16 protein-coding genes and 1 riboswitch are annotated in these 16031 nt (G+C 40.5%); of the genes, 5 read left to right on the top strand and 11 right to left on the bottom strand.

Annotation, left to right across the window (positions count from 1 at the left end; translation table 11 throughout):
• Positions 1–115: 115 nt before the first annotated feature.
• Together G8O30_RS15750 and G8O30_RS15745 are read right to left on the bottom strand one after the other, a co-directional pair.
• Positions 116–652, bottom strand: coding sequence for an S-Ena type endospore appendage (locus tag G8O30_RS15750; RefSeq protein ID WP_239672954.1), 537 nt, complete (start codon positions 650–652; stop codon positions 116–118).
• Positions 653–774: 122 nt separating this feature from the next.
• The gene (locus tag G8O30_RS15745; protein WP_239672953.1) at positions 775–1929 is read right to left on the bottom strand and encodes a hypothetical protein; all 1155 of its coding nucleotides are present in this window, start codon (positions 1927–1929) and stop codon (positions 775–777) included.
• Positions 1930–2332: 403 nt separating this feature from the next.
• Positions 2333–2417, top strand: a riboswitch (cyclic di-GMP riboswitch).
• Positions 2418–2482: 65 nt separating this feature from the next.
• Between G8O30_RS15745 and G8O30_RS15740 the strand changes: the two genes are divergently transcribed.
• Positions 2483–4177: a methyl-accepting chemotaxis protein gene (locus tag G8O30_RS15740; RefSeq protein WP_239672952.1), complete on the top strand. Its 1695-nt coding sequence runs from the start codon at positions 2483–2485 to the stop codon at positions 4175–4177.
• 40 nt (positions 4178–4217) lie between these two features.
• On the opposite strand, the gene G8O30_RS15735 is transcribed toward G8O30_RS15740, so the two are convergent.
• Both G8O30_RS15735 and G8O30_RS16180 read right to left on the bottom strand, forming a co-directional pair.
• Positions 4218–5408, bottom strand: a complete 1191-nt coding sequence (locus G8O30_RS15735) for an alanyl-tRNA editing protein (RefSeq protein WP_239672951.1) — start codon at positions 5406–5408, stop codon at positions 4218–4220.
• A 76-nt stretch (positions 5409–5484) separates the two neighbouring features.
• On the bottom strand, positions 5485–5619 hold the full coding sequence (locus tag G8O30_RS16180) for a hypothetical protein (RefSeq protein ID WP_275576502.1): 135 nt from the start codon (positions 5617–5619) through the stop codon (positions 5485–5487).
• Between the two features lie 159 nt (positions 5620–5778).
• On the opposite strand from G8O30_RS16180, the gene G8O30_RS15730 reads away from it, so the two are divergent.
• The 4 genes from G8O30_RS15730 (at position 5779) to G8O30_RS15715 (ending at position 8378) form a co-directional block, all read left to right on the top strand.
• A complete protein-coding gene (locus G8O30_RS15730) occupies positions 5779–6501 on the top strand; it encodes a ZIP family metal transporter (protein WP_239672950.1) in 723 nt (240 codons plus the stop codon).
• 299 nt (positions 6502–6800) lie between these two features.
• On the top strand, positions 6801–7364 hold the full coding sequence (locus G8O30_RS15725) for a sigma-70 family RNA polymerase sigma factor (protein WP_239672949.1): 564 nt from the start codon (positions 6801–6803) through the stop codon (positions 7362–7364).
• Positions 7336–7947 (top strand): helix-turn-helix domain-containing protein, encoded by a 612-nt coding sequence (locus G8O30_RS15720; protein WP_239672948.1) that lies wholly within the window; start codon positions 7336–7338, stop codon positions 7945–7947. Before G8O30_RS15725 ends, G8O30_RS15720 begins: the two co-directional genes overlap by 29 nt.
• A gap of 113 nt (positions 7948–8060) precedes the next feature.
• Positions 8061–8378 (top strand): hypothetical protein, encoded by a 318-nt coding sequence (locus tag G8O30_RS15715; RefSeq protein ID WP_239672947.1) that lies wholly within the window; start codon positions 8061–8063, stop codon positions 8376–8378.
• A gap of 1082 nt (positions 8379–9460) precedes the next feature.
• Here G8O30_RS15715 and G8O30_RS15710 read toward each other — a convergent pair.
• From G8O30_RS15710 to G8O30_RS15680, 7 genes are all read right to left on the bottom strand, one after another.
• Positions 9461–10360 carry a nuclease-related domain-containing protein gene (locus tag G8O30_RS15710; RefSeq protein WP_239672946.1) on the bottom strand — a complete coding sequence of 300 codons (900 nt, stop codon included), beginning with the start codon at positions 10358–10360 and terminating at the stop codon, positions 9461–9463.
• A gap of 133 nt (positions 10361–10493) precedes the next feature.
• Positions 10494–10670, bottom strand: a complete 177-nt coding sequence (locus G8O30_RS15705; protein WP_239672945.1) for a hypothetical protein — start codon at positions 10668–10670, stop codon at positions 10494–10496.
• Positions 10671–10976: 306 nt separating this feature from the next.
• Entirely contained in the window at positions 10977–11732 is a 756-nt protein-coding gene (locus G8O30_RS15700; protein ID WP_239672944.1) for a YibE/F family protein, read from the bottom strand.
• Complete coding sequence (locus G8O30_RS15695) at positions 11729–12826, bottom strand: YibE/F family protein (protein ID WP_239672943.1); 1098 nt, start codon at positions 12824–12826, stop codon at positions 11729–11731. The genes G8O30_RS15700 and G8O30_RS15695 overlap by 4 nt, the downstream gene beginning before the upstream one ends.
• A gap of 159 nt (positions 12827–12985) precedes the next feature.
• Positions 12986–13369 carry a hypothetical protein gene (locus tag G8O30_RS15690; protein ID WP_239672942.1) on the bottom strand — a complete coding sequence of 128 codons (384 nt, stop codon included), beginning with the start codon at positions 13367–13369 and terminating at the stop codon, positions 12986–12988.
• A 515-nt stretch (positions 13370–13884) separates the two neighbouring features.
• Positions 13885–14880, bottom strand: a complete 996-nt coding sequence (locus G8O30_RS15685) for a hypothetical protein (protein WP_239672941.1) — start codon at positions 14878–14880, stop codon at positions 13885–13887.
• On the bottom strand, positions 14877–16019 hold the full coding sequence (locus G8O30_RS15680) for a DUF58 domain-containing protein (protein ID WP_239672940.1): 1143 nt from the start codon (positions 16017–16019) through the stop codon (positions 14877–14879). The genes G8O30_RS15685 and G8O30_RS15680 overlap by 4 nt, the downstream gene beginning before the upstream one ends.
• Between the last annotated feature and the right edge of the window lie 12 nt (positions 16020–16031).

Below are 16031 nucleotides of genomic sequence, written 5' to 3'. Positions count from 1 at the left end.
GGTAAATGTCTATTTTGGGTGTATGTATAGTATGCATATCTCCTTAAATTAAAATAAGTCACTGTTCTAAATAGAGCAGCGACTTTTTCATCATAACTAGATTAACTATTCTTTTCTATCGACATAACTTTGTAGCACAGTATTCTAAGTCAAAGAGAATTTCTCCACTACAAGTTGCAGGGATTGGAGTTGTAGTAGCACTGCTAATACATCGAATATCTAAACTAACCAATCCTTCAACAAAAATAGGTACAGAAGCTTCTGGACTAACTTCAATATTTGCTGTACCACCGCCGTTTGCACTTAATCTATCAATAACTTGCACTTCAATTGTACAACCAGTTGCAGCATTACCTGTGTTTGTTACAACAATTAATCCACTAAAATCATAGTTGGTTCTATTGCTGAAGTAGTTAAAACTTTCTGCAGTTTCTTCCGTACCACATGGCTGGGATATAGGCTGACACTGTTTAAAGCATCGTAATTCATTTCTTTTTTTACACAAATTATATCCTTTTACTTTATCTGGACAACTTTCATCAAAGAAATCTTTTTTTACTAACTCATACCCATAATGATGGTGATTTTTTTTCTTGCATGAACAATGGTCCTTACAACCGCAGTGTTCGCCCTCGTTTTGATAAATGTTCATATATTGTCCTCCTTGATTGTCGAATTCCCTAACACTATATGACTAAATTAATTTATGTGTACAGGCACATGTATTGATACATTTGTCTAATTTACTATAAATCTGATTATCTAAGTGGTTTCTCAAATTGTCTGAGAAGCTACTAAATACCCACTGATTGCACATAATGAAAAGACATAGATAGTAGTAGGGTTTGTTTCACTGTTCGTGAAATAAGCAATGCCATCTTTCACGCTTAGGACATACACAGGAGTTAAAGCGGTTGTTTGACCTTTTAAATAAAGCTGAATTTCTATACCAAAATTTATAGTACTCTCAAGCTCTTTACCTATCCCACTAGCACAAGCTGGACACTTACATGTTTTTTTCTTTTTACAGCCACACTTATCTATTTCTTCCTCTTCAGCTAATGCTTGCTGTAATAAGAATTGGTATATTTGAGTTGTTGCTGGAGTAGCCGAAATACCTGCAACATCACATAGTTGTACAACTGTGTTGGGAACTGCTGAGGCTTGTGTTGCGAGCTTATAACGTAAGGTAGAACACTCTACTAGTTCTGTAATAACTTGTCCACCGGTAGTTGGATTGGTTGGAAAGCCACTTGTTGTACTAAAATAAATCTGAATGGCTTTGTCTGCTGCTGCAATATCTGGATCAGCTTGAAAGTTTTTGACTTTCTTTAGTAAGTCGTTTAAGTCTTTTACACAACAATCTTTACACTCATTACGACAATGCTTGCATTTACACTTGTCCACATCTTCCCCTCCATGTTTATGACGTTTCTTTTTCTTGTCGTAGAACTCGTCCTTAAAAATGATAGTGGGTTTACAATCTCCGCACTTCACATCAACCGTAACACCATCAATATCTATTGGAGTTTCAATCGTTTGATCATTTGTCATGGTTTGGTCTCCGTGTCGTTGACGTTGCAACTGAGGAGCTTGCGATTGGTCACCATGGCGTTGACGTTGCAATTGAGGTCCCTGATTTTGAGGACCTTGACTTTGAGGACCTTGCTGTTGCTCTTGTGACTGAGGACCTTGCCTTTGACCTTCTTGATTTTGTCCTTGTATCTGTGGGCCTTGTTCTTGTTCTAGTGCTCCTTGCTCTTGTTGTTGCTTTTGGTCTTGCTCTCCAATAGATTGGTGCTGGTCATTGTGCTCTGTAAAAGACTGCTTCTTTCTATGAATGTCACCTGAATGATCACACGTACAAAATTGTTGCTGTTTAAAACACCCTTTACATAATCCATAATTTTCTTTATTAGAATAACTCATTACATACACCGCCTTTCTAGGATTAGCATATGTACGAGCTTATTTTTCGTATGGACAAATTGTCCTATAAGCACAGTAAACTAGTCCTTTTTGAACATATATTTTTTAAAAACCCAACACTTTGAAGGGCATATAAAGAGCACGGGTGTGTATCCCGTGCCCAGATTCATATTCATTTTCTGTTCGTTATCCTGGACTGGTGATCTAAAGGACATTTTATAGAAAAACGTTTGGTAAAACACTCTGCTGTATCCTCTAAAAACCATGAACTTCAGGGACCTTCGGCTTCACACTTATATAAATTGAAAACGCATTATAAACTTACTATTCAAACTTAAACCAAAATTATATTATATATCTTCCTCTTGTGGTAATATTTTACCGGTTAACATTTACTAGTTATTGTGGATATTGGCATACTTTTTGAAAGGGAAGGACGCAAAACTAAAGGGGCTACGGTTTTCGAACTACGCCAGCCAGTTGCTTACGTTGCCAGCACCACCTGTAGATTGCTATAGGTGTTTTTTTATTGACTAAAAAAGGAGAGAACGAAATGAAAGTGTCTATCAAACAAAAGTTAATTAGTAGTTTCCTCATCGTCTCATTTATTTTTGGCCTAGCTTCGTATTTATCTTATTCAAGTATGAAGTCTAGTAACGAGGAATATGACTATTTAGTAGAACGCGTTGCAGAAATACGCTCCATTATTCAAAACATTCAAACCAACACAGCACTCCAGACCGGGTATTATCGGGCATTTATGCTTTATGACGACAACGAGCGATTTCGTGAACTATTAAACGAAACAAATAAACAAACAGAAATCCTAATTGCACAAGGGAAAGAATTGGCGACATTACCTGAAACAGTGGAGCAGTTGGATACAATCAACGCTGCAAACGTTGCTTTCCGCACAAAAGCGAACGTAGTGATGAATAAGAAATTGGTGGATAAAGACGCTGCCATCCAAGAAGGACTTGAAGAGATTGTCCCAATAAGCACCGAATTAAATCAGAATACGCTAGCGATGTATAACTGGATTCAAGATGACGTATTAACACCACGTTTTACAGAAACACAAGCGAACAGTGATAAAGCTCGTCTTTGGTTACTAATGATTAGTGTCGTTGCTACTCTTATTGCCATTGTTTGCGGAGTCGTGATTTCTACCGTGATATCAAAACCCATACAAAAGTTAAAGAGTAATGCGGACTTGGTGGCGTCTGGTGACTTACAAGTCGAAACGCTGCGAATGAAGAGCAAGGATGAAATCTACTATTTAAATGAAGCTTTTGAAAAAATGACTGCTAATTTGAGGCAGATGATTGAGTCTATTTCGTTAAGCTCCAATCAAGTGGCAGCTTCTGCTGAGCAATTAAATGCGAGTGTGGAACAATCTAGTAAAGCTACGGAAACCGTCGCATCGGCTATCCAAGAGATTGCTGGTGGCTCTGAGGTGACGACTTCTAAACTAGAGCACAATTCCGTTGCGCTACAAGAAGTGTTGCAAGGAGTTGTGTACATATCCGAGAGTTCAGCGAATGTGTCAGAGCTTTCTAGAGAGACTTCTCTAGAAGCAGAAGAAGGTAGTAAGTTTGTGGAAAGCACCATGGAACAAATGAAGTCTATTCAATCCACTATTAGTGAGACACATCAGGTCATAACTACTTTAAGCAATCGTTCGAAAGAAATCGGCTCCATTTTGGATGTCATTACAGGCATTGCAGATCAAACGAACTTATTGGCATTGAATGCAGCGATTGAAGCTGCTCGAGCTGGAGAACATGGAAAAGGATTTGCCGTAGTGGCAGATGAAGTTCGAAAACTAGCAGAGCAGTCCCAGCGTTCCGCAAAGGATATCGCTGACTTAATCACCATGGTTCAACAAGATACAGAGCGTACTGTTTCGATCATGGGACAAGTGGTGCAAAACGTAGAAGAAGGCGTAACGGTGTCAGAACAGACATCTGCTAAGTTTGCACAGATCTTATCCAGTACGCGAAACATTACACCTCAAATCGAACAAGTTACTTCAACAGTTCAGCAAATTTCTGCAAGCATCGATGTCGTAACAAACTCCGCTATGCAAATTTCTGAGCTAGCACAAACGAATACAGCAAACTCTGAGGAAGTGGCAGCCTCGACAGAAGAGCAGTTAGCTTCCATGGAAGAAATCAATGTGGCAGCACAATCGCTTGCGCAGATGGCGGAAGAGTTGCAAGGGGTTATCGGGAAGTTTAAAGTTTAAGAGAAAAAGGACAAAGCGTGTAGGCGCTTTGTCCTTTTTCTTATTTTACTAGTTCAGCAACAAACATTTTCACTTCTTGGATTGGTAGGATGGCTTCTCCACCACCTTGGACTAGATTAGGTTTCCCTCCGCCTTTTCCATTGATCTTTTCCATCAATTGTTTCGCTACTGGTCGTAAATCAAGCTCGATGTCCTCCCCTTTTGCGAATACAAATTGAAGTTTATCTTCGTTTTGTACAAGTAAGGCTACAATTGCTTTTGTCTCCGTAGTTATAATTTTCTGCGCTAACGTTTGTAGCTCTTTAATGGAACGATTCTCGAATGTCGCGATTAGTGGTTGTCCGTTCTCACGGCAAACAGCTGCCAGTTCCTTTGCTTCATATTGTGAAAGTTGCTCTTTTAATTGTGTTATCTCCTGATCTTGTTCCTTCTGTTTGTGAAGGATCTTCTCACCTGCAAGCACCAAACTCTCTTCTGGTGATTGCAGTAAACTTGTTAGCTGCTGCAAGGTTTTATGTTTCTTTTCTAGCTGTGTGAGCACTCGATCACCAGCAACAAACGATAAGCGTGTACCATCTTTGTGCTTTTCCCAATGAAGAATTTTCAGACTGCCCACTTCACTTGTGGAAGATGGATGCGTTCCCCCGCAGCCGTTGTAGTCAAAGTCCGGAATGATGACAAGCCGGATGTTCTCTGAAACGGTCGGCTGTTTACGCATCGGATACTGGTGAAGTTCGTCCGCTGTGATCCATTTCGTCTCGATGGGGCGTGCCTCTTGGATGATTTGGTTAGCGAGTTGCTCTGCTTTTGCCGCTTCTTCTTCTAATAGCTTTGAAGTTGCGAGATCAATCGTACAAATGTCTGTTCCTAGATGAAAACTGATAGTTTCATAGTCAAGTGATTCGGCGAACGCAGCTGTCAAAATATGCTGACCAGCGTGCTGCTGCATGTGGTCGTGACGGCGCTGCCAATTGATAGTTGTTACGACTTCGGTGTTAGATGTTGTTATTGCCTCTTGAAGATAGTGGCGGATTTCGCCGTCCACTTCTTCGACTTGTGTCACTGGAATGGAACTGATAGTGCCCGTGTCATGTGGTTGGCCGCCGCCTGTTGGATAGAATATCGTTTCTTTTAAAGTTACGTATTGGCCGTTCTCGTCTGTGTTTTGGGTTAGGATGGTTGTTGTTAGGGACGTGCTGTATTGATCTTGGTAGTAGTGTTTGATCGTCATGGTGTTTCTCCTTTTTGTATCTAGTTTAGCATAGGTGTATATGGGAGTTCTTGCGAGAAGGAGATTTACTTGCAAACTACCCAATCCATTTCATCAGGTAGAAAACTGCAATGGCTACCAGCACAGGTGAAAGTGTGACAGCAAATCGACGAAATCTATACTTTACGAAATAACGAATTGTTCTCACTTGTCTAGTTTTTGCCTTTTGCATGATACCACTCCTATACATTTCGTGTATTACTTATAGATACACAAAAATGTTTCACTTATGCAACTTTTAAATTTTAATGCCAGCTTAAATGTCTTCTTGGACAATCATCTTTCTCCCAAAGTTTCATAGATTATAGTAATACCATTTGTGGAGGAGCTTATGTCCCTAATATTCATTTTCGTTTCATCTTTGTGTACAAGCCTTGGCGCAATGATTGTGTTATTAATAAGAAATTTATCTCATCGAGGAAAAGACGTGGTGTTGGCCTATACCGCGGGGATCATGGTCGCTACTTCCGCATATGGGCTAATTCCCTCTGCGTTAAAGCTATCCAACATGCATACCTTGATCATCGGAATCTTGTTCGGCACTTTTTTACTAACTTTGATTGAAGTGGTTGTCCCTCATACCGATTTAGATCATTCTAATCAGTCATTACGAGGCGGTAATGTGGTACTATTTATGATCGCAATGTCTATACATAACTTTCCGGAAGGTTTATCTGTCGGGATATCTAGTGCGAGTAGTAACGAGGACCTCGGCTATTTGGTCGCTTTTGCTATTGGACTGCAGAACGTCCCGGAAGGTTTTTTAATTGCCTTATTTTTAGTCACGCAAGGAGTTAGTCGATTTAAAGCGATTTTCTTTAGTGTGATGACGGGAGTTGTAGAATTATCAGCAGGTTTATTTGGATATGTGTTTGGAGATTTCTTCGCATTTGTTGTTCCGTACGGCTTAGCTTTTGCTGCAGGCTCGATGCTGTTTGTAGTATATAAGGAATTAATCCCTGAGAGTCACGGAGATGGGAATGAACGTGTGTCGACCATTGCTTTTATTATAGGGTTTATTACGATGATTTATTTGACGGAGGTTTTTAGGTGAGGTTGGAGGATAGATCATTTTTAAGGATTAGCTCTTTAGGTTAACTGTATAGATATATGTTGGAGTGGTATGAGGGTTGTTCTTAATTATTCCGCACCACTCCCAAATTACGCGATTCGCTCTTTTTTCTCCTAATCATTTTTTATCCCCCTATCCTTCTCTCTCAATGAACACCCTCTTAACTACTCTTAAACATCACACTTCAACTTTAATTATGAAAAAGATAAGATATATATATTATTTACCAAAAAAATGAAACCGATTAACCTTTCTGTCGTCTTAGCAATAACAGAAAAGAGGTGAAACGATTGCAGGAAGAATTCTCACTGAAAGATATTTGGTTTGAAAAGGTGATGGATGAGTATGGAGATAAGTTAACAAAATTTGCTTATCACTATCTGAAGGATTGGAAATTAGCAGAGGATGTTGTGCAGGATGTATTTGTTACTTGTTATATGAACTTTGAACACAGACATGAAATTACTTATCTAAAGTCGTGGCTCTATAAAATTACAATTAATAAATGTAAAGACTACTTGAAAAGCTCCTATGTAAAAAGGACTTTGTTAGACTCCTCTCTTTTTCGGTTATTTTCATCGGAAGAACCTACTCCAGAGATGAGTGTTATTTACCAAAGTGAAGATGAGCTTTTATCATCAAGCGTATTATCCTTACCGGTTAAGTACAGAGAAGTTGTTATCCTATTTTATTATGAAGATCTTTCTATAGAAGAAATAAGCGAGTTACTACACCTCAATAAAAATACGATAAAAACTAGGTTGAATAGAGGCCGAGCAAGGCTGAAAGGTATATTGGAAAGGAGTGACGTAGAGAATGGAAGAAAATCTAAAAGGCTTACGTAGAGCAATGGATGCTACTGTTTATCGTGAACAACAGTTTACGGATAGACAGAGGGATAAGATTAGAAATGAGATTGCTGGAGCAAGTATGCGTAGGTCTTATCGGGCCAGAAGATACTTTATCTATACGGTAACTCCAATCACTATCGCATTAGCTGCTTTTCTTTTAGTAATTGGGTTACCTAACAATTTTCATGAGTCCCCTCCCTCTTTAGGAGGTGCGTCTCTTGAAGATTTGAAACAAGATTGGACGATTAGAGATCAGTTTATAAAAGATGGTGAAGTGTTGTTTACTATTTTCCCAGACCCTAATGTGACTAATGGTAAAAAGTTTGGCTACCTTGTAAACTTTACGGAACCGCTTGAGCGTTTCAAAGGAAGAGAGTTAGCCGTGTATGCTACCCATAGGGATCGTAGAACGCAAAGGGTTCTCTTTACACCGAAAGTTATTACCGAACCTTCAGAAGGATACGATAGTTTGCAACGTTTTACTTTTGAAGGGAAACTGGATTGGAGTGGGCATTGGAGGTTTATAGTGGTGCTTGATGGGGAGTTTTATGGAGATACCGTATTGTTCATTCCATAGAAACCTAAAGAAGATCCATATTTGTTCAATAGTAATTTGGAGCTTGTCGAGTTCGATTCTAGTAAGCTAGCAAATGAGCTGAGAGAAAAAGGGTTAGTTCATAAGGTACCAGTTTGTTTCCAGTTTCAATTAGTGATTACACTATCGTGGTTAGCAATCCATACAGACCTGAGCAATTTGAGATTGAATTGGAAGGCGAGAATGGTGAGACTTTTGTGGTATTTTCTCACGAAATTGAACCCGAGGAATTTTATGATTACAGGTATAGTCATGGATTGAAAGTAGAAGAAGTCATTGTTAACGGGCAAATGGGTCATTATCCTGGGAACTCTGTGGTCCGTTGGATGGAAGGTGATGAACTCTATACTTTTGTATCGGGCCACGCTTTTTCTAAAGAAACTATGATTAAGATTGTTGAGTCGTTTCAATAGTAATGTAAGGAAGCAGGCACTTGTTTTATCGGTGCCTGCTTTTTGATTATTACGTTGTTGCCTTCTGGTATACCTGACGACCGATATTCGGCTTCTGCTATACCGCGGCGGCCTCCTCTGGTATACCTGACGACCGGTTTTCCGCTTCTCCTATACCGCGGCGTGCTCCTCTGGTATACCTGACAACGGATTTTCGGCTTCTCCTATGCCGCGGCGCGCTCCTCTGGTATACCTGATGACCGATTTCCCGCTTCTCCTATACCGCGGCGACCTCCCCTGGTATACCTGACAACGGATTTCCGGCCTCTCCTATACCGCGGCGCGCTCCCCTGGTATACCTGACAACGGATTTCCGGCTTCTCCTATACCGCGGCGCGCTCCTCTGGTATACCTGACAACGGATTTTCGGCTTCTCCTATACCGCGGCGGCCTCCTCTGGTATACCTGATGACCGATTTCCCGCTTCTCCTATACCGCGGCTCCTTCCCCTGGTATACCTGACGACGGATTTTCGGCTTCTCGTGGTCCGCGAGACGCTCTTGCGGGACACCTGAACTCCATTTTACCGCTTCTCGTGGTCCGCGAGACGCTCTTGCGGGACACCTGAACTCCATTTAACCGCTCCTCGTGGTCCGCGAGACGCTCTTGTGGGACACCTAAACTCCTTTTTACGCTTCTTGTGGTCCACGAGACGCTCTTGTGGGACACCTAAACTCCTTTTTGCCGCTTTTCGTGGTCCGCGAGACGCTCTTGCGGGACACCTAAACTCCATTTTACCGCTCCTTGTGGTCCGCGAGACACTCTTGCGGGACACCTAAACTCCTTTTTGCCGCTTCTCGTGGTCCGCGAGACGCTCTTGCGGGACACCTAAACCCCGTTTTACCGCTCTACGTGGTCCACGAGAGGCTCTTGCGGGACACCTGAACTCCATTTTACCGCTCCTCGTGGTCCGCGAGACGCTCTTGCGGGACACCTGAACTCCATTTTACCGCTCCTCGTGGTCCGCGAGACGCTCTTGCGGGACACCTGAACTCCTTTTTAACGCTTATCGTGATCCTGGAACTACAGATACCTAACTGGCATTAAGAATAGTAAGCGTATTTGTTCAATGGTTGCAACGTCAATTTTTTATCTAAAACATTTCGAATGACCCTCTTCGAATTTATTCCACACCACTCCCGCATCACGCGGTTCGTCACTTTTTCTTCCGGAAACAAAAACATAAACTCTTCGATTGCACGCTCAATGGCTACAGATTTTTCTTCTATAATCCCGCAGGTCCCACAAGTTACATACTTACCCAGGGATTTTGGGTACAGCTTACAACACTTCGGACAAACTAATCCCTTTTCCAAACCATCATACGTATACTCTGGCGCTGGAATAATCGTTTTCGTCTTTTCATGAATATCGATTAATTTGTTACCAAACTCCAATTCCTGATTGGTAACCTGTGCCGGTACAGAAAGCTGCTCTAACAACTTAGGCAATTGCGCATACATCGTAATCGGACTCTGCTTCGGTGCGCCATAAAGAGTAAAAGTTGGATTGATAAAAATTAGATGAGGTTCCACGTGATAGGAAATACGATGATGTTGCAATAAACGTTTGAAGTGCGAGGTTGTTTTGTAAAGTTGATTAAGCGGATTGTTTACTTCTTGATGAGATCCAGAGAACCATGTGTCTCCTTCAATATAATATTCATTTTCTACATTTTTCACCTCAAACAGATGAATGGTCGACCGTTGCATAAACAGCGTATCAATTTGAAAAACCGAATTCGACTGCTCAAGTAGTAAATCGTTTAAAACCACGGCGTTCTTCACAACAGGTTTTAACCAACAATCAAATTGTTTCTCTCCTTCGTACCCTTTCTGTTGTGAACGAAAAGCTCTTTCTTCTTCCTCCGTCAGTTCTCTTCTAGCATGCAATGAGGATAAAAACTGCAGATTTCTTGGTATTCCTCGTTGTTTTAAAATCAATAAAAATCACTCCTCTTTTATCGTAGGTACCCTTTGTACATTCGATAAATGAGAAGTGATTTCCTTCTAAACATTATTGTTTTTGGGTGAATAACAAGAGAACTTTCTTTCTACGTCTTGTTTGGTGCCTTCACTAACCTTTCTTCTTCAGTAACTCAATCACATAAAACAATTGTGCTATGATAAACGAAACTAATCCAACTCCTACTAGCGCAATAGCAGCATAAGAACCTATTAACATTGCTAACCCAAACCCTATTATTAATGAAAGTAATAAAGTTAGTAATGCAATAGAAACATATTTTGACATGTTATCCTCCTTCTAAGAACGTGACTTATTACTGTCTTCATATTCCTTAAGGGTTATGCGCCCCTCTAACTAATTCTACTAAATACGACTCATCATCGACTTTTTCATAAACAAAACGAATGGCTTGCCACAAATGTGACTCCTCTTCTGACGGTTGATGCACATATGCCTATATACAAATTATAACAATTTACCATAGATTATGTAAAAAAAGCACAACACGCATACTATCGCGACGATACTACGACTGTCTGTGCATTTATTTTATTGTTGAAAGATAGAAGTTCATTCCTACGCTAGTAAAAATTACTCCCCCTTCGTCAAATAAAAAGCCGTTATCCAAGCCGTAACTGGAATAACCAAGATAACACCAATGCCTGCTGTTAAAATGGTGATAAATTCCGCGCTAAAAATTTTCGCATTGAAGATTTCTCCTGTTGTGTAGCTCAAGGTTTTAAACCAAATAAAAAGGGCTAAACCGCCTCCGAAAAAGGCAAAGAATAGGGTGTTGGTACTGGTTCCTAAAATGTCTCTTCCAATGGAAATACCGGATAAGTAGAGTTCTTTTTTCCCCATTGTTGGGTTGTGTTTATGAATTTCTCGCATTGGCGAAGAAATGGCGATAGCTGCGTCCGTAATCGCTCCAATGGTACTCATAATGATGACGGCTGCCCCTATTTTCATAAAATCTAAACCGATATTTACGGAGAATGCTGCGAATTCTGCTGTTTCCTCTTCCGCAAATCCTTGAATTAAAGCTTGTTGTGTAATGAAAAGAATAAATAGAATGAGCAAAACAATAGATACGATAGTAGCGAAAAATGCCGTTTTCGTCGTACTATTTACTTCATTTATATAGAACAGGTTTACACAACTGATTGCTACACTGGCTAGAATGGTCACTAAGATTGGATCGTTGTCCGCATTACTCATCAAGAATACTGCCAGGATGACGATGCCGAAGTTTAGGAATAAGGCTAAAAATGATCGGATACCCTTTTTCCCTCCAACGATCATCATTAGTAGAAATAAAATAATAGAAAGTACTACTAACACGTTCATGCTCTTGACCTCTTTTTATTGATAAAGTAGATGGATGTGAAGAGTCCGAGCGGAATGGTAAGCACAATGCCGATTCCTCCTGCTAATGCTCTTGCTAATTCTAGAGAAAGGTTCATGGTTAAGGTAAAGCCTAGTGGCGAACCGCTCATTAGATAGATAATCAACATGGGAATCGACCCACACACATAGGCGAAAAACAGAATATTGGTCATCGTCCCCATGATATCTGTGCCAATACTTAATCCCGAATCCTTCAACTCCTTCACCGTAATGGAGGGTTTCTTTTCATATAACATAAAAAGAGATGATGACATGGTTATGGCGACATCCATTACTGCTCCTAGAGAGCCGATGAATAGCCCAGCGAGGAATACGGTTTGGTAAGGAACGGTAAGGAATTGCATTTCTTCGTATCGTAGGCCTTGTTCTCCTGTCGCAACTAGTGCGAGATAGGTAATGAATAAGGATGAAAATGTGCCAAGCAAAGTGGCGACTATTGCTGCATAAGTCTTTTCGTTCCTTCCGTTTACTAAAAGCAACGAGATGACGGTAAACAACACGACACTAATTCCACAAATAAGCACCAGGCTATTTTCTGTGTTTTTTAGATAGAGATCTATTGCGTAGGACAAGATTAACGCATTGATGACTAGACTAATGAGTGATAGGAATCCTTGTTTTCTGCCAACGAGTAATAAGATAAAGATGAAGACCCACGCGACTAATATGTTATAAGTATCTCTTTTAACTCCTTCAATAGTGGTGGCGTCTTCACTTACCGTAACGAAAAGTTCATTGCCCACTTTATACTGTGTATCGACTGCTCCAGTGGAGGAATACTGATTTAAAATCTCGATTTCTTCCCCTTCTCGTTCTCCATTTTTAATGACGGCTGTCATTCGTTGGGTGTAGAGAGTGTCTAGGTTGTTATATGTATCTTCCACTTGTTGCGTTTCGGTAATCTTGGTGCTAGTAATTTCCGCAATCGTCTTGGAATATAAGTGATGGTTGTTGTTGATAAAGATGAGCGAGCTTATAAAGAGGATTACTACTAATCCGTAGATGGCGTATGTTTTGAACGTTGGTTTTTTCATTACGTTTGATTGATCCTCCAGGATGCATTATTGTTGTCTGCTCTTTAGAGTATCAGCAGTTTTGTGTGGGAGTCAAATTGGCAGAGGATATATAAAAAGGCTTGAGAAACCTACTCAAGCTTTTTTGTTACTTTTACTAATCGATTAAATATCGATTCATCATTTAACTAATTCTGATATTTTACCTGCTTCTGTTGGATCTATTACGAAAAATTCTTGACTGCCCATCCCACGTGAAAATACCATGGAACCGTCATCTTGTACCCAAAAATTTGTCCACAATTCCATCGTACTTTCCTTATGGTTGTTAATGACTACAACATAATCTGGAAGACCGTCAACACTCGCCGTTGTCATCGAGGAGTTCGTAATCAACTCTTTAAATTCATCAATCTTACCAGGCTCCGAAACGGCTGTGTCTTCTTCAAAACTAATACTATCGTCGTTAAAATATGTACCTACTACTAGTTCTCTGTCATTTTCGCCGCAGCCTGTTAGAAGCAGTATAGACATAAGTATACTTATGGCAATGCTTTTTCTCATTATGTTGTCTCACCTCTCGTATTCTCAGATTTTAATAATCGCAATTTTATTTGAAATTGATATCTTTTCTTTGAATTCTGTCTCTGGGCATGACTATTTTTCTTGAGTTCTGCTCACTTTTTCTCGGCGTTTGCACACTTTCCCTCGGTGTCTGCACACTTCTCTCGACTTCTGCTCACTCTTCTTCGGCGTCTGCACACTTTTCTCGACTTCTGCTCACTTTTCCTCGGTGTTTGCACACTTTTCCCGACTTCTGCTCACTTTTCCTCGGTGTCTGCACACTTTTCTCGACTTCTGCTCACTTTTTTCCTGGTCTGCACACTTTCCTCGACTTCTGTTCACTTTTCCTCGACTTCTGCTCACTTTTCCTCGGGGTCTGCACACTTTTCTCGACTTCTGCTCACTTTTCCTCGGTGTCTGCACACTTTTCTCGACTTCTGCTCACTTTTCCTCGGCGTCTGCACACTTTTCTCGACTTATGATCGCAATCTCATCGTTACATCACATAATTACCGCTATTTCTTCCCAATCCCCCGCTTCACCTTCGCAAACTCCAGCAAAACAGACTTTTCCTCTTCCTCGTTTAACTCCACATTCCCGTAACGCCACTTCTCGTAAAGAGAAAAGGTATCCTTTGCAAACACTTGCCTGTTCTCCAACCAGTCTTGCAGCGTTTCATGAGCAGGGCGACCTGCCTTTTGCTTTTCTGCATAGAGGAGAAGTTTCTTTAGCTCTTTTTGCAATTTCGCATTCGGTTTATACGTAGCTCTTAAACTAGTAACTACAGGACTTGACTGCAGCACCGCGCTATCATTCATACTAACTACGACAGTCTGTTCTCTTCTAAATTTCGCAAATTTCTTTACGAACAACAGGATAATCCCTACGAGCACAATTCCCAAAAACCAAAATACAAACATAGATTCTTGATTAGAACTCTCGTAGGCTATGGATTGGATTGGCACTTCATTTCTTATTTCCCCGCTTCCTTTGTTAGTAACCTTTGAAAACGAATAAGCAAAGAGAGTACTGAGAAATAACAAAACAGGTGCTAGAACAAGATAGAGTAGATTGCCAATCCACAGAAACATTGTTTTACCTAAAAAACTCGCCATCGGTAAAAGGACGAATGCCGAGATGATTATAATTCCTAGGGCTATCGAAATTAATTTGTAGTTTGATCTCAGTAATGTCTTCCGATGATATTGCTGACGTATCGTCACCAAATTGATCTCCACTAGAAAGGACATTAGTTGCAACACCAGCAGTAAAAAAACAACGAGATGGCTGTCTTTACTCACCAGTACCAACAAGAGGGAACCTACACAAAAATTTGTCACCCCAACGACCCTTGTAGAAATACCCAATCTCTTCATGTGCCAAGATAAAAAGAAGGCTAACACCAATCCAGCGAAGAACCATATTGCCGTAGCGGACAACCACAAATGGACAAGACTCACCATGATCAAAATGGGAATGGAATGAAAAAGAAACGCTAATTTCCCGCTCATGCGCTTACCTCCTGTGATTGAATTGCTAGATTTGAGTTTCGTACTTTTAGGTGAAAAATAGTCGTGTTGTAGTCCGCTCGTTTCAAAGTTTGGTGCCCAGCGTATAACACATACGGTTGTTGTTCCATTTTTGTTTGATAAAATTGATACGCTTCCTCTAATGGATAGGTGAGGGCAGTTAGTGAGATCAGCGCCAAAAGTTCGAGTGCTCGCTGAAGATGTTCTTTTCCTTCTCCTCTAGGGAGAGATAGAAAAGGTGTTTCACCCGTCGTTCGAATGTTTACTTGTAAAGAGTATGGAATGCCTTTTTTACTGAGTTGAAAACAGATATCCGCAAAGCCAGCAATGTATAATTCCTTTTCATCTTTATCCAAGTCCGTGTTGTCCAAAAGAAGGTGCCAGCCTTCTTTTGCCACTGCAGGATATATATTGGTCATCAACTGGTGAGATCTTAAAGATGCTTTCCAGTTTACATTTGGGAACGCATCCGTTGGCACATATTCGCGAACGCCTTCAATGGATAGTACATCACGATGCAGCGAATGTTTGGATAACACTTCCCCCATTTGATTAGAAATGGGACTGATGATTGTTTGCACTGGTTTAGCAATTGGGTAGACAATGCATTCTTGCTTCACGTGCGAGTGCAGTGTCAATGTGACCTCACCAAAACCAATAAGAGATGGGCAACTAATTTCTATGGAAGAAATTCGAGCAAGCCCTCTCTTTTTTGCAGCAATCGGAATCGCTATTGTTACCTGTTCTTTTTCAATAGAAAACGGGAGAATCGCATAGTTATGAGTAGTAATTTTGTGATTTTCTACTAGCGGTTCCACGATGTCGCTTATTTTCAACCTCAACGTAGCCCCTTTGATTAGGAATCCTTGGTTAGATAGGATTATTTTGATTTCATCAGTATCCTCTATAAAGAAGTATTGTCTTTCCTTCTTGTTTTCAAAGAACAATTTCTTCCCTACAGTTTGAAGGTAAAATTCGTTACCGAAGTACCACGCTAGCAGGATAACTCCCATTAAAAATAGAAACGTGTGTTGCGTGAGAATTCCGATTACAGTGGTAAATAGGCCATTGATTTGAATTACTTTCATAGATAGATTTCTTGTTATCTCTCTTGACCACATGGACTTAACCGC

This window comes from Mangrovibacillus cuniculi, assembly GCF_015482585.1.
Taxonomy (GTDB): Bacteria; Bacillota; Bacilli; order Bacillales; family R1DC41; genus Mangrovibacillus; species Mangrovibacillus cuniculi.
Note: the sequence above shows the minus strand (reverse complement) of the source record. Positions and strands in the feature narration are given on the sequence as shown.

Coding starts and splice junctions, on each gene's coding strand:
- G8O30_RS15750 (WP_239672954.1), bottom strand. CDS start 652: ATGAACATTTATCAAAACGAGGGCGAACACTGCGGTTGTAAGGACCAT.
- G8O30_RS15745 (WP_239672953.1), bottom strand. CDS start 1,929: ATGAGTTATTCTAATAAAGAAAATTATGGATTATGTAAAGGGTGTTTT.
- G8O30_RS15740 (WP_239672952.1), top strand. CDS start 2,483: ATGAAAGTGTCTATCAAACAAAAGTTAATTAGTAGTTTCCTCATCGTC.
- G8O30_RS15735 (WP_239672951.1), bottom strand. CDS start 5,408: ATGACGATCAAACACTACTACCAAGATCAATACAGCACGTCCCTAACA.
- G8O30_RS16180 (WP_275576502.1), bottom strand. CDS start 5,619: ATGCAAAAGGCAAAAACTAGACAAGTGAGAACAATTCGTTATTTCGTA.
- G8O30_RS15730 (WP_239672950.1), top strand. CDS start 5,779: ATGTCCCTAATATTCATTTTCGTTTCATCTTTGTGTACAAGCCTTGGC.
- G8O30_RS15720 (WP_239672948.1), top strand. CDS start 7,336: ATGGAAGAAAATCTAAAAGGCTTACGTAGAGCAATGGATGCTACTGTT.
- G8O30_RS15705 (WP_239672945.1), bottom strand. CDS start 10,670: ATGTCAAAATATGTTTCTATTGCATTACTAACTTTATTACTTTCATTA.
- G8O30_RS15700 (WP_239672944.1), bottom strand. CDS start 11,732: ATGAACGTGTTAGTAGTACTTTCTATTATTTTATTTCTACTAATGATG.
- G8O30_RS15695 (WP_239672943.1), bottom strand. CDS start 12,826: ATGAAAAAACCAACGTTCAAAACATACGCCATCTACGGATTAGTAGTA.
- G8O30_RS15690 (WP_239672942.1), bottom strand. CDS start 13,369: ATGAGAAAAAGCATTGCCATAAGTATACTTATGTCTATACTGCTTCTA.
- G8O30_RS15685 (WP_239672941.1), bottom strand. CDS start 14,880: ATGAGCGGGAAATTAGCGTTTCTTTTTCATTCCATTCCCATTTTGATC.
- G8O30_RS15680 (WP_239672940.1), bottom strand. CDS start 16,019: ATGTGGTCAAGAGAGATAACAAGAAATCTATCTATGAAAGTAATTCAA.